The sequence below is a fragment of the uncultured Salinibacterium sp. genome, assembly GCF_963974405.1.
Taxonomy (GTDB): Bacteria; Actinomycetota; Actinomycetes; order Actinomycetales; family Microbacteriaceae; genus Rhodoglobus.
Genome location: NZ_CAXBBH010000001.1, coordinates 149,919 through 162,076 on the forward strand (window position 1 = coordinate 149,919; position 12,158 = coordinate 162,076).

14 protein-coding genes are annotated in these 12,158 nt (G+C 62.7%); 10 read left to right on the top strand and 4 right to left on the bottom strand.

Annotation, left to right across the window (positions count from 1 at the left end; translation table 11 throughout):
- Positions 1-15: 15 nt before the first annotated feature.
- From AACZ26_RS00700 to AACZ26_RS00725, 6 genes are all read left to right on the top strand, one after another.
- A complete protein-coding gene (locus AACZ26_RS00700) occupies positions 16-1,443 on the top strand; it encodes an FAD-dependent oxidoreductase (protein WP_339618369.1) in 1,428 nt (475 codons plus the stop codon).
- Between the two features lie 78 nt (positions 1,444-1,521).
- Positions 1,522-2,160, top strand: a complete 639-nt coding sequence (locus AACZ26_RS00705) for a TetR/AcrR family transcriptional regulator (protein WP_339618370.1) — start codon at positions 1,522-1,524, stop codon at positions 2,158-2,160.
- Positions 2,160-2,861 carry a hypothetical protein gene (locus tag AACZ26_RS00710; protein WP_339618372.1) on the top strand — a complete coding sequence of 234 codons (702 nt, stop codon included), beginning with the start codon at positions 2,160-2,162 and terminating at the stop codon, positions 2,859-2,861. The genes AACZ26_RS00705 and AACZ26_RS00710 overlap by 1 nt, the downstream gene beginning before the upstream one ends.
- The gene (locus AACZ26_RS00715; protein WP_339618374.1) at positions 2,858-4,717 is read left to right on the top strand and encodes a YhgE/Pip domain-containing protein; all 1,860 of its coding nucleotides are present in this window, start codon (positions 2,858-2,860) and stop codon (positions 4,715-4,717) included. The genes AACZ26_RS00710 and AACZ26_RS00715 overlap by 4 nt, the downstream gene beginning before the upstream one ends.
- A gap of 4 nt (positions 4,718-4,721) precedes the next feature.
- Positions 4,722-5,078 (top strand): cupin domain-containing protein, encoded by a 357-nt coding sequence (locus tag AACZ26_RS00720; RefSeq protein WP_339618375.1) that lies wholly within the window; start codon positions 4,722-4,724, stop codon positions 5,076-5,078.
- 45 nt (positions 5,079-5,123) lie between these two features.
- Positions 5,124-5,486, top strand: coding sequence for a hypothetical protein (locus tag AACZ26_RS00725; RefSeq protein WP_339618376.1), 363 nt, complete (start codon positions 5,124-5,126; stop codon positions 5,484-5,486).
- 21 nt (positions 5,487-5,507) lie between these two features.
- Here AACZ26_RS00725 and AACZ26_RS00730 read toward each other — a convergent pair whose 3' ends face one another.
- Together AACZ26_RS00730 and AACZ26_RS00735 are read right to left on the bottom strand one after the other, a co-directional pair.
- Entirely contained in the window at positions 5,508-6,695 is a 1,188-nt protein-coding gene (locus AACZ26_RS00730; protein ID WP_339618378.1) for an MFS transporter, read from the bottom strand.
- Between the two features lie 75 nt (positions 6,696-6,770).
- On the bottom strand, positions 6,771-7,136 hold the full coding sequence (locus tag AACZ26_RS00735; protein WP_339618380.1) for a cupin domain-containing protein: 366 nt from the start codon (positions 7,134-7,136) through the stop codon (positions 6,771-6,773).
- 62 nt (positions 7,137-7,198) lie between these two features.
- Between AACZ26_RS00735 and AACZ26_RS00740 the strand changes: the two genes are divergently transcribed.
- From AACZ26_RS00740 to AACZ26_RS00755, 4 genes are all read left to right on the top strand, one after another.
- A complete protein-coding gene (locus AACZ26_RS00740) occupies positions 7,199-7,705 on the top strand; it encodes a GNAT family N-acetyltransferase (RefSeq protein WP_339618381.1) in 507 nt (168 codons plus the stop codon).
- A 112-nt stretch (positions 7,706-7,817) separates the two neighbouring features.
- Entirely contained in the window at positions 7,818-8,729 is a 912-nt protein-coding gene (locus tag AACZ26_RS00745; protein ID WP_339618382.1) for an ATP-binding cassette domain-containing protein, read from the top strand.
- The gene (locus tag AACZ26_RS00750) at positions 8,726-9,610 is read left to right on the top strand and encodes an ABC transporter permease subunit (RefSeq protein WP_339618383.1); all 885 of its coding nucleotides are present in this window, start codon (positions 8,726-8,728) and stop codon (positions 9,608-9,610) included. Before AACZ26_RS00745 ends, AACZ26_RS00750 begins: the two co-directional genes overlap by 4 nt.
- A 133-nt stretch (positions 9,611-9,743) precedes the next feature.
- The gene (locus AACZ26_RS00755; protein ID WP_339618384.1) at positions 9,744-10,139 is read left to right on the top strand and encodes a GntR family transcriptional regulator; all 396 of its coding nucleotides are present in this window, start codon (positions 9,744-9,746) and stop codon (positions 10,137-10,139) included.
- A 7-nt stretch (positions 10,140-10,146) separates the two neighbouring features.
- Here AACZ26_RS00755 and AACZ26_RS00760 read toward each other — a convergent pair whose 3' ends face one another.
- On the bottom strand, positions 10,147-10,767 hold the full coding sequence (locus tag AACZ26_RS00760; RefSeq protein ID WP_339618385.1) for a response regulator transcription factor: 621 nt from the start codon (positions 10,765-10,767) through the stop codon (positions 10,147-10,149).
- Positions 10,764-12,020, bottom strand: coding sequence for a sensor histidine kinase (locus tag AACZ26_RS00765; RefSeq protein WP_339618386.1), 1,257 nt, complete (start codon positions 12,018-12,020; stop codon positions 10,764-10,766). Before AACZ26_RS00765 ends, AACZ26_RS00760 begins: the two co-directional genes overlap by 4 nt.
- Positions 12,021-12,158 lie beyond the last annotated feature (138 nt).

Genomic DNA, 12,158 nt, shown 5'->3' on the forward strand with positions numbered 1-12,158 from the left:
AGAGGAAAGTGCCCCATGGGCAAAGTAGTGTTCGAAAGAAACGTTCCAGCGGCATCCGTGATCAGTCACTCCCTTGAGGGATCAATTCACAAGCCATTCTGGATCGACGACGTCACCGATGCTCACACCTTCAGTGCGCTACAAGGCGACGTGACCGCCGACCTCGCGATCGTCGGTGGTGGCTACCTCGGGCTGTGGACCGCAGTGCTCGCCAAACAGCGCAACCCCGATGCCCGCGTCGTGCTGCTTGAAGCCCGCGAACTCGGCTGGGCAGCATCCGGCCGCAACGGTGGATTCTGTGAAGCGAGCCTCACCCACGGTGAAGAGAACGGGCTCAGCCGTTGGCCGAAGGAGTACGAGCAACTCGATCGCCTCGGCCTGCAGAACCTCGATGAGATTGAGGCGACCGTCAAAACGCTGAACCTCGATTGTGACTTCGAGCGCACCGGCTCTCTCGATCTCGCTATCGAAGAGCACGAAATTGAGTGGCTAAAAGAAGCAGAGACCGACGACGACACCGTCTTCCTTGACGAAGCCGCCGTTCGCGCCGAAGTGAATTCGCCCACCTACCTCGCCGCCGTGTGGAACAAGCGCATCAACGCGATCATTCACCCCGCGAAACTTGTTCGGGAGTTGGCCCGGGTCGCGAGCGAACTCGGGGTCGAGATCTTTGAGCACTCGCCGGTGCGTGAGGTCGAGACATCCGGTGGCCCCACGGATGCCGCGATCGTGCACAGTCGCAATGGTCGCGTTCGGGCCGCCAGGGTTGCGCTCGCGACCAACGCCTTCCCGTCGTTGCTGAAGCGTACGCGCCTGCACACGATCCCCGTGTACGACTATGTGCTCATGACGGAGCCCTTGAGCCCCGCACAACTCGCCTCTATTGGCTGGTCGAACCGTCAGGGTCTTGCCGATATGGCGAACCAGTTTCACTACTACCGCCTCAGTGCCGACAACCGTATTCTCTTTGGGGGATATGACGCGATTTACCACTATGGCCGTAAGGTTCGCGAAGAGTACGAGAACCGGCCAGAGAGTTTTGAGCGGCTCGCGAGTCACTTCTTCACGACCTTCCCGCAGCTTGAGGGCCTGAAGTTCAGCCACCGTTGGGCGGGCGCTATTGATGCGTCGACCCAGTTCAGTGCGTTCTTCGGCACTGCGCGCAATGGTCGCGTCGCGTACTCGGCTGGCTTTACGGGATTGGGCGTTGGTGCTACTCGGTTCGCTGCGCAGGTCATGCTCGACAAGCTCGACGGCCTGACGACTGAACGCACTGAGTTGGAGATGGTGAAGAAGTTGCCGCTGCCATTCCCGCCCGAGCCGATTGCGTCGATGGGTATCCAGGCCACGCGATGGTCGCTGAATCGTGCGGATCACAATCAGGGTCGCCGCAATGTGATCCTCAAAACATTGGATGCTCTGGGGCTCGGTTTCGACTCCTAGCGAAGCGTTCGCGCAGCCTCACCTGACAGTCACCTGTAATAACTTGCACAGCACTGTGCAAGTTATTACAGTGGCGGAATGACCACTTCCGCTCCCCGTCGCCCGCGACAGGACGCAGTCGATAACCGCGCAGGCATCCTCACCGCTGCCACCGCCGCCATCGCCAACGACCCCCAAGCCTCGATCGATACGATCGCGCGCAACGCCGGGCTCTCCCGTCGTGCCCTCTACGGCCACTTCGCCGACCGCAACGCTCTCATTAGCGAAATCATCGACGTCGGCGCCGAACGCTTCAACCGGATCGCGCTCACCGTCACCGACACCGACGCCCCTCTCGCGCTCGCCCGACTCACCTCGCTGCTGTGGCAAGAAGCCGCCCACGTTCAAGTCGCGGCATCCATTGCTCTCGATGACGCCCATGTCGCGTCCACCGGCACAGCGCTCGCCCCACTCCGTGCCGCCGTCGCAGCAATACTGCAGCGCGGCCAGAATGCCGACACCCTTCGCACCGATGTGGATGTTGCGACCCTCGCTCGACTCGTTGAAGAGGCCGCGCGCGCAGCGATCACTCGCGTCGATGCGTCTTTGCCCGAAGCCCGGTCTCTCGCGGTGCGCACAACCCTCAGCATGGCTGGGCTGTCGTGGCGCGAGACCGTTGCTCTGCTTGAGGCGCATCCGGAGATTCTCGGCGCCCCTTCTAGCGGGGGCGAACACTGATGCGGGTTGACCTGAGTGGCGTGACGAAGGGTCACGACGCTGAAGACTTGCCCGCAACATCCGCGACCTTTATCAGCGGCAGCGCGAGCCTTGCCGTTGCCGAAACCGAACAGCGCCCGACCGTGCTTGGGCTTATTGCTTCCGGTCGCATGCGCCCCGATACTGGCACCGTTACTATCGACGGCCGAGCGGATGCCCGGGCTCTCCGTCACAGCATCGCCCTCGTTGATGCTCCCGGCGTTTCTGACCCGGATGCCGGAGTTCCGCTCGTCGGTGTCGTCGCCGAAGAGCTCATGTTCGCTGGCCGTCGCGCCGACCCACTCGCCGCCCGACGCTGGCTCGACGAGGTCGGATTTCGCTCTCTTGCCTCGACCGCGATCGCCGACATTGAGCCCACGACTCGATTGCGTGTGCTGTGCGAACTCGCGGCGCTGCGGCCCGATGTTGCCGGCCTTGTCGTGACCGCGCCCGATCGTCATGGCGGGCAGCCTCTCGATTGGTGGCAGCTCTGCGGTGAGTTTGCCGAACGAGGCTTTGCTGTGCTGGCGGTAGCCGGTCGCGCATCCGAATGGGCGATTACGCACGCCGCGGTGATTGAGCGCGCAGAAGCTGCCGAAGCATCGCTGCGCTACAGTCTCGGTGCTCTTGATGAACGTACCGCCGCCTGGGCTCAGAGCGGTGGAGGAGTAGACAACGCATGAAAGTTCCCGCAATGATCGCCGCTGAACTGCGGCGACTCACTTCTTCACGTATGGCGATGCTGGCTTTGCTCGCGCTCATGCTTGTGCCCGTGCTCTATGGCGGCGTCTACCTATGGGCCAATCAAGATCCCTACGGCAGCTTTGCTGAAGTGCCGGTTGGGCTCGTTGTCACCGACGATGGGGTTCCCGCCGACGGAGATACCGAAGCCGTGAACTACGGACAGCTAGTCGCGACCGACCTACTCGAGGGCAACGACTTTGAGTGGCACGTGCTCTCCCCCGGCGACGCCGAAACAGCTCTCGCCGAGGGCGAAGTCGACTTCACCGTCACGATCCCCCACGACTTCTCGGACGCCCTCAGCTCCATCGCCGGCACCGACCCCCACCAGGCCGAGATCGACCTCGAAACCAATGACGCCAACAACTACCTCGCGTCCACGATCGGCAAGCAAGCCGTCGAACAGATTCGGCGCTCGGTAGCGGAACTTGTGGGAGAAGAAGCAGCCGGCACTCTGCTGACCGCGATCTCTGACATCCGCTCGGAGCTTTCTGACGCCACCGATGGCGCCTCCCAGCTTCTCGACGGCTCCCGCGACGCCGTCACTGGTGCCGATAAATTGTCGGATGGCGCAAGCACTCTGGCCTCGGGAATGACCGAGCTCAGCAGCGCAACAACCCGTCTCGCGAGCGGAGCCGACCAGCTCTCCGCTGGCGCGGCACAGGTCGCCTCGGGCAACACCGTGCTTGCCGGTTACGCCGATCGCGCGGGCGCTGCCGCGCAAGACATTGCGGATGCTCTGCCTACCGCTCGCGCCGACCTCGTGACGGCACTCACCGACCAGGGCCTCGACGCCACCCAGATCGACGAAGTGCTCGCCGCGCTCGACCCGCTCAGCGATCGCATTGCGGCGGGCAACGGCACCGTGCAGTCCGCGGTGTCTCAAGTCGATCAACTCGCCGCTGGCGCACACACTCTCGCGAGTAGCGCAGCCGAGCTGGCATCGGGGGCGCAGCAGATTGCCACGGCGACCGGCTCCGCAACATCCGGAGCATCACAGCTCAGCGCTGGGGTGAACACCCTGGAGGGTGGTCTCGGCACTCTCGCCGACGGCACCGCCGAATTGCGCGATGGGCTCGCGAGCGGAGTGGAAGCGCTGCCCGATTCAAGCGCGGCTCTTCGCGATCAGCAGGCCACCGCTATCGCCGACCCTGTCGCTGTCGAAACAAGCGCCGTGACCACCGCCGGCAATTATGGTGCCGGGCTCGCCCCGTTCTTCACCGCACTGGCCGGGTGGATCGGAATCTACGCGCTCTTCCTCATCGTGAAACCCGTCTCGAAGCGTGCCGTGACCGCCCTTCGATCACCGATCCGAGTCACGCTCGCCGGCTGGCTCACCCCCGCCATGTTGGGCGCGCTTCAAATGGTGGCACTGTTCGGGGTGCTCGCGATTGCGCTCGGCTTCAGCTTCACCCACCCCGTCGGCACGCTCGGGGTGATGGTCGCCGCAAGCTTCACCTATGCCGCAATCATTCTCGCGCTCAACATTTGGTTTGGTTCTGTGGGGCAATTCTTGGGACTCGTGCTCATGGTGCTGCAACTCGTCACCGCGGGCGGCACCTTCCCGTGGCAAACCTTGCCAGCACCGCTGGCCGTGCTTCACCACATTCTGCCGATGGGATACGTCGTGGATGCCATGCGCCAGCTCATGTACGGCGGCGACCTTGCCCGAGTCGGAACCGACGCTCTCGTGCTCGGCGCGTGGCTAGGAGGTGCCTTCATTCTGGCTGCGATCGGAGTGACACGGATGACCCACCGCCGCACCCTGCGCGATCTGCAGCCCAGTCTCATAGGCTGAGCCCATGACCGAACCCGCACCGCTCTTCACCCCCGGCATGCCCTATGCGGCGAGCGCAGTACCCGTTCCGCATGACGTACTTGAGCCTGACGCGGTGGTGGAAGGCACTCCCACCGCGGGGTACGCCGTGCTCGACACCCTCGGCGACACCGAAATCGGCGTCTGGGAGATGACCGTCGGCACCGCAACAGACACCGAAGCCGATGAAGTGTTTGTTGTCATAAGCGGGCGTGCCAGCATCCATTTCGCGGCGGATGATCGCACGATCGCTGTGGGGCCCGGCGATGTTGTGCGGCTCACCGAGGGCATGCAGACCACCTGGACGGTCACCGAAACGCTGCGCAAGATCTACATCAGCTAGCTCGCTTGAGCGGCCGGTGCCGCTCGCGTCGCGTACCGTAGAACCATGATTACGAAACGGGAAGCTGCGCTTCGCCTCGACATCCCTCTGGAGATGGCTACGAGGCACGGCATTCCGTCGCGCATGTCGGATGCCGAGTTCGAAGAACTAGAAGCCAACCCGCCAGCATGGTTGGTTCAGTCGCGCGCCAACCGCACCGGCAAACGCCCCGTGTGGATGCAGTTGACCTGCACTGTCTGCGGTTTCACCGAGGCTGCCCGGCCGAAGAAGTGGTGGCCTGCGTTCACTTATCTGACGTGCGACTGGCACTCTCCGACCGAGCTTCCTGAACCGGCCGAGGGCGTTTATCGTTCGGAGATTGACGGCATCGGCAGTCGCTTCGTGGGCATCGTCGACGAGAAGGTTTAGCCCGCTCGAGCGGGCCGACGGCTAGCGGTTGCGCAACGGTTTCGCCGCACCGGCCAGCACGAGTGCCACCAGAATCGGCGCACCAATGGCGAGGAGTGCGAATCTGATTCCAACGGCGTCGCCGAGGAACCCCAGCAGTGGCGGCCCGGCAAGGAATGCGACGTAGCCGATAGTAGCGACGACAGACACTCTGGCCGCAGCATGCTTGGGGTCGTCAGCGGCTGCCGACATCCCCATCGGGAAAGCGAGCGCGGCTCCGACTCCCCAGAGTGCTACCCCGATCAGGGCGAGCCATAGCGTGGGCGCACACACGAAAATACTAAGACCGATTGCGGCAGCGGCCATGCTGCCCCGCAAGACCGGCACACGACCGAAAGCGTCAATCGCCCGGCCGCCAAAAAAGCGCATGCCGGTCATCGCCAAGACGAAGGTTGCGAACATGAATGCGCCGTTGGCTTCGGTCACCTCGAGTCCGTCTACAGCTGCCTTGGCGATCCAGTCGTTTCCGGCGCCCTCTGTGAGGGTAGCGCCAAGCACCACGACACCAATCAGCAGGGTGCGACGGTCGTTCCAGGCGCTGCGCGCCTTCGGCGGGGCCTCATCTTCCTTGGGCTGCGATGACTCCGGGATGCGCGGCACAAAGTATCGCGGAAGCCATTGCGTCGCCACCGCTACAACGACGGCGATGACGAAGAGATGCGCCGGCAGCCCAACGCCGAGATTGGCAAGGCCGGCTCCAATGATCGCGCCGAGAAACGCTCCCCCGCTGAAGGCAGCATGCAATTGCGGCATGATGGTGCGCCCCAGCTTGTGCTCGACGTCGGCGCCCTCAATATTGATGGCGACATCCCAGAGCCCAATTCCGATGCCGAATACGAAAAGTGACACGGCGGTGCCGAAAGTGGTGGCGGCGGAAAGCGAGAGCGCGATTCCCACACCGGCGAGGGCTGCGAGCAGACCCGCGACTCGCACCGTGTTGGCGGCGCCGATTCGTTCGGTGATGTAGCCCGCAGTCGGGAGCGCGATGAGAGAACCCAGCGCGAGGCACAACAGCAATCCGCCCATCTGGCCCGGCGTGAGGTTGAGAGTCTCGGTGACTGCGGGGATGCGGGCCGCCCAGCTGGCAAACACCAAGCCATTGATTCCAAAGACGACGAAAGTCGCAATAGCGGCCGCGCGAAGGCGAGCTGGAGTGGCAGTGGCGGTCATGGGATCAATACTCCCAGCAAACCGTGCGTTCAGATTACGGTGACTGCATCGGGGAAATGTCGAGCGTGGAGGCAGCTAGCTCAGTTCGCGCAGAGGCGAGGTGCGGTCACCCCCGGCATCACCCGTGTTCACGGTTCCGCCGAGTTCGATGATGACCGCGGATACCTCGTGCTCCGCCTTGGGGCAATGCTCAACGCCCTGGGGGATCACAAATAGTTCGTTGGGGCCGAGCACAACGTCACGATCCCGTAGTTGGATCGTGAGCTCTCCCTCCACCACCAAGAACAGCTCATCTGTTTCGGGGTGGCTGTGCCACACAAACTCGCCCTGCAGCTTCACGATTTTCACATCGTGATCGTTGACGCTGGCGACACGATGCGGCTGCCAGTGCTCAGTGATGGTGGCGAGTGCGGCGGTGAGACTGGAGGCGGTGGCTGACATAGGCCAACACTACGGCCTGCCCAGTCGCAATCTTCCATCGCAGCCGCGACACAATAGAGCCGATGCCCACCACAGTCGCCCTTCCTGCTATCCACGTTCGCGCCTATCGGCCAGCGGACGCCGCCGAAACCCTCGCCGTGTTCGTGGCCGCGATCACGGTCACCGCGTCCGCTGACTACTCGCCTGAGCAGATCAGGGCGTGGGCTCGCGCCGACGAGCGCGATGTCTCGGTCTGGCATCAGGCGATGACCGCCCGCAACAGCATTGTGGCTGTCGTTGGTGGTGAGATCGCAGGCTTTTCGGATGTTGACGCGAACGGCTACATCGACATGATGTTCGTCTCGCCGCAGTATGCTCGCCGCGGAGTGGCATCCGCACTCCTCACGCACAACGAAAACGTTGCCCGCACGAGCGCGACCGAGCGATTGACGGCAAATGTCAGCCTCACCGCTCGCCCATTCTTCGAAGCTCACGGATTCTCGGTTGAAGCGGAACAGTACCCCGTCATGAAGGGTGTGCAGTTGACGAACTACCGCATGGGCAAGTCTCTTGCGATTGCTCCACAGTGAAGAGCCAGCACGCAACAACACTCATCCGCTAGTTCCCGAGGACTACCCCCAAACGCACAACATCATCCTTGAGGGGGACGCGACCCACCACTGCAGCTTCTAGACTCTAAATATGATTGAAATTCAAGGATTAACGAAGAGGTACGGCGCCAAAACCGCCGTGGATAACATCACTGCGACAATCCGTCCCGGTCTCGTCACCGGCTTTCTGGGCCCGAACGGTGCCGGCAAGTCAACGACCATGCGCACCATCGTCGGCCTTGACCGCCCCGATTCTGGATCGGTGACCGTCAACGGCAAGAAGTATGCCAAGCACGGCAACCCGATGCACGAAGTGGGGGCTCTGCTCGACGCTAAAGCAATTCACACCGGGCGCACTGCCTACAACCACCTTCTCGCGATGGCTGCAACCCACGGCATCGGCAAAGCACGCGTCAACGAAGTGATCGCGATGACCGGCCTCGAGTCGGTCGCGAAGAAGCGCGTCGGAGGATTCTCGCTCGGCATGGGGCAGCGCCTCGGAATTGCTGCCGCCCTCCTCGGTGACCCGCAAACCCTCATTCTTGATGAGCCGGTCAACGGCCTCGACCCTGAGGGCGTGATGTGGGTGCGCAAGCTCACCCGACAGCTCGCCTCAGAGGGTCGCACGATCTTCCTCTCCTCCCATCTCATGAGCGAGATGGCTCAAACCGCAGACCACCTCATCGTGCTCGGGCGTGGCCGCATCATCGCGGATGCCCCCGTGAGCGAAATTCTGGCGATCGCTTCAGGAACCGCCGTGCGAGTTCGCACCCCGCAGGCTGCTGAACTCGCCAATCGACTTTCGCGCAGCGATGTCACGATCACCGCCGTCGAAGGCGACCTTCTCAATGTTGCCGGGCTGGCATCCGCTGAAATCGGTACCGCCGCCGCACAGGCAGGAATCGTGCTTCACGAACTCACTCCACTCTCCGCCTCGCTCGAGGATGCCTACCTAGAGCTCACGCAAGACGACGTCGAATACCACTCGGAGGTTTCCCGATGACAAACACCACCCTTGAGGCTTCCCGCACGTCAGCGCGTCACGACTCAACACATTTGAACTTCGCCCGCGTCGTACGCTCCGAATGGATCAAGCTGCGCACCCTGCGTTCAACCCAGTGGTCGTTTGTGATCTTCGTACTGCTCACCGTCGGTTTTGGCTTGCTCATGTCGGCAACCCTCGACCCGATGGCAGAGCAAGCCGTGGATGCAGAATCACAGAAGTCCTTCACCGTCATGGTCGCGACGCTCGGTGTGAACTTCACCCAACTCGTTGCTGCTGTGCTCGGAGTGCTCATCATCAGTGGCGAGTACACGACCGGCATGATCCGTTCCACCTTCACCGCCGTGCCACGACGCTTGCCCGCGCTGTTTGCGAAGGCCCTGGTTCTGGCCGTCGCCACGTTCATCGTGAGCCTCGTCTCAATCGTCGCAACAGCACTCGTCACCATGCCCATACTCGCGAGCAAAGGCATCGAAGGACAGCTTCTGGATGGTGAAGTTGTACGCGCCCTCCTCGGCGGTGCCGGCTATCTGACACTCATCGCCCTGCTGGCGTTCACGTTCGGTGCGATCCTGCGGAACAGTGCCGGCGGGCTTGCCACTGTTCTTGGACTGCTTCTTGTGGTTCCGACAGTGCTCTCGATCCTCTCCAGCATCACTCAGACGATCTGGATTCAGAACCTCTCCGTACTGCTGCCCTCGTCTGCGGGAAGCCAAATGTACGCCGTGGGTAGCAATCCTTTGGGAGGAGGCGCCCCCATCGACTCCGGTGCTCAAGCAGTCTGGACGCTCGATGCCACCCAGGGCTTCCTCGTACTGCTGGCATGGGTTGTTGTGCTCTTGATCGCTGCCGCGGCACTCGTCAAGCGTCGCGACGCCTAACGAGTCTTCGCAACGCGTCATTCGCGCCCACCTTCTTCGACCGCTTTCCGCCACCCGGCGAGCGGAGCCGAAGAAGGTGGGCGCTGTCGCTACCGCTTCTCAGTCAGCACAAGCCCGTATGAGAGAATCAACCATGGCTGAATCATGGCGACGCACCCCGACCGAAAGTCCTGTTACTTTCGAGATCGACACCACGGCATCCGTTCCGCCATTCGAACAAATCAAAGCCCAAGCGATAGCCCAAATCGCCAGCGGTGAGCTTCTTGCGGGCACCAAACTTGCCACCGTGCGCCAGCTTGCCAGTGATCTCGGCATTGCACCGAATACCGTCGCGCGTGCCTACCGCGAGCTCGAAGCCGACGGCTTTCTACTCTCGCGCGGCCGCAACGGCACCGTAGTGAAAGCTCAGCCCGGCGACGCAGCAGCCCTTCTCCAGCTTGACGCGAAAGCGTACGCCGACCGCGCAGCAGAGCTCGGCATTAGCGACGATGAAGCACTCCGCTTCATCGGCATCGCGCTCAGGAAGTAGCAGCGACCTACCGCAGAACCCCCAGCTCGCGCGCTTTCGATACTGCAGCAGTACGAGACGAAACATTCAGTTTCGAGAATATGTGCACGAGATGCGACTTCACCGTCGTCTGCGACACAAACATTTCGCCCGCAATCGCCGCATTCGACATGCCCGCGGCAACGCGCTCCAGCACCTCAATCTCGCGCTTGCTCAGACTGACTTGGGGAGCCCGCATCCGATCCAACAAGCGTCCGGCGATCACGGGAGCCAAGGCGCTCTCCCCCGCTGCCGCTGCCCGCACAGCCGCAATCAACTCGTGCGGTGGGGCATCCTTCAACAAGTAGCCACTCGCACCGGCCTCCACAGCACCCAAAATGTCACCGTCGGTGTCGTAATTGGTGAGCACCAAAACGTAAGGTGCGGCATCCAGAGCACGGATGCGGCGCGTCACATCTGCCCCCGACTCGCGTTCCCCGAACTGCAAATCCATGAGCACGACACTCGGATTCACCGACTGCACCAGAGCGAAGGCGTCATCCGGAGTCGCCGCCTCACCAACCACCGTCAGATCGTCCTCGTGTTCCAGAAGTGCCCGGAGCCCAGCACGGACCACCGGATGATCGTCCGCAATCGCCACCCGGATCATGGGCGCCCCTCCGTTGTCGACGTGTCTAGGTTGTTTTCCGCGAGCGCAGCAGTCACGGCGCTCTCTACGGTGAGATCGACGATGACCGTTGTGCCAGCACCGGGCTGCGACTCAACTGTCAGTGTGCCATCCAACTGCTCGACGCGCTCCCGCGTGGCGGTCAACCCGAATGAATCCGAGAACCCATGCGCCGAGGCATCCTCGACCACAGCCGGATCGAAACCGCGACCGTTATCGGCAATCGCCAACCGCACGTGCGAACGATCCCGCTCAATCGAGATGGTCGCCTGCGTCGCCTCGGAATGTTGCACAACGTTCGCCATCGCCCCTTGCGCGATGCGCAACAAGGCCGTTTGCACGGGCATCGGTAGGTCGATGGCGTCCGCTACCCGCACCCGCACGTTGCGTTCTGGCGACTGCCACTGAGTGTCTGCGAGACGCCGCAACGCCGCGCCAATCCCCTGTTCCACGAGCGCAGCCGGAGCAAGCTCGCGGATGAAATTGCGAGTGTCGGCCAAGTTAGTGGCGGCAGTTTCTCGGGCAAGACGCACGTGCTCGAGGCCCGCGGCATCCGGGTCAGCACGCTCCGCAGCATGCAGCAATAGTTGGATGCTCGAGAGCGCCTGCGCGACAGTGTCATGAATCTCCCGTGCCAGCCGCGCGCGCTCCGCAAGCACCCCGGATTCGCGTTCGGTTCGCGCCAGCTGGTCGCGCGTCTCAAGGAGTTGCTTCACGAGAAGTTCTCGCTCCGCCGCCTCGGCTGCCAGAGACTTATAGCCAAGACCGATCACGATCGCGACGCCCGCCCCGACGAGGGGGCCGACGATTCCACCGATGCTCCAACCACTGTGGAGCCCTAAGGCGACGATCGCGAGCGCCGTCGAACCGAGCACGGCGAAGGTACGCCACCCGCGCGGCAATAGGTGGAGGTACAAGAAGAACAGCGGGAAGACCAGGTAGGCGGCATCCTGACTCAGCCACACGAGGCTGCACCACTCGAGCGTCAACACGAGAGCCCACAGGTACGTCGATGTCGATCGCGCGTTGGCTCCGGTTGCCGTTGCCCGTCGTGCGAGAGCTCCGCCGAAACCGTACGTCGCGAGCAATAGCGCCGCGAGAGAAATCACGACAACGGTGTGCGGGTTTCCGTCGAGGAGGGCGCGCACAACTACAAGGGCAACGAGCGCAACGAAGAGCGCGTGCAGGCTCGTGCGCAGACCCACAAAGACAGGGGTCAACGCGGTGTGGCTCATTATTCGACCCTACTGCCGGACGCGGTGCAACCTATCCACCGAAAGGATGATTGTGGACTCCGCCCTTAGCGTGCCGAAGTGCGCTCTCTTGGGCGATGCACTCGCACGCGCTCAAGCGGATGCTGGTTACTGTCGCAT

Coding starts and splice junctions, on each gene's coding strand:
- AACZ26_RS00740 (WP_339618381.1), top strand. CDS start 7,199: ATGCCCACCACAGTCGCCCTTCCTGCTATCCACGTTCGCGCCTATCGG.
- AACZ26_RS00735 (WP_339618380.1), bottom strand. CDS start 7,136: ATGTCAGCCACCGCCTCCAGTCTCACCGCCGCACTCGCCACCATCACT.
- AACZ26_RS00745 (WP_339618382.1), top strand. CDS start 7,818: ATGATTGAAATTCAAGGATTAACGAAGAGGTACGGCGCCAAAACCGCC.
- AACZ26_RS00755 (WP_339618384.1), top strand. CDS start 9,744: ATGGCTGAATCATGGCGACGCACCCCGACCGAAAGTCCTGTTACTTTC.
- AACZ26_RS00700 (WP_339618369.1), top strand. CDS start 16: ATGGGCAAAGTAGTGTTCGAAAGAAACGTTCCAGCGGCATCCGTGATC.
- AACZ26_RS00710 (WP_339618372.1), top strand. CDS start 2,160: ATGCGGGTTGACCTGAGTGGCGTGACGAAGGGTCACGACGCTGAAGAC.
- AACZ26_RS00715 (WP_339618374.1), top strand. CDS start 2,858: ATGAAAGTTCCCGCAATGATCGCCGCTGAACTGCGGCGACTCACTTCT.
- AACZ26_RS00720 (WP_339618375.1), top strand. CDS start 4,722: ATGACCGAACCCGCACCGCTCTTCACCCCCGGCATGCCCTATGCGGCG.
- AACZ26_RS00730 (WP_339618378.1), bottom strand. CDS start 6,695: ATGACCGCCACTGCCACTCCAGCTCGCCTTCGCGCGGCCGCTATTGCG.
- AACZ26_RS00750 (WP_339618383.1), top strand. CDS start 8,726: ATGACAAACACCACCCTTGAGGCTTCCCGCACGTCAGCGCGTCACGAC.
- AACZ26_RS00705 (WP_339618370.1), top strand. CDS start 1,522: ATGACCACTTCCGCTCCCCGTCGCCCGCGACAGGACGCAGTCGATAAC.
- AACZ26_RS00760 (WP_339618385.1), bottom strand. CDS start 10,767: ATGATCCGGGTGGCGATTGCGGACGATCATCCGGTGGTCCGTGCTGGG.
- AACZ26_RS00765 (WP_339618386.1), bottom strand. CDS start 12,020: ATGAGCCACACCGCGTTGACCCCTGTCTTTGTGGGTCTGCGCACGAGC.
- AACZ26_RS00725 (WP_339618376.1), top strand. CDS start 5,124: ATGATTACGAAACGGGAAGCTGCGCTTCGCCTCGACATCCCTCTGGAG.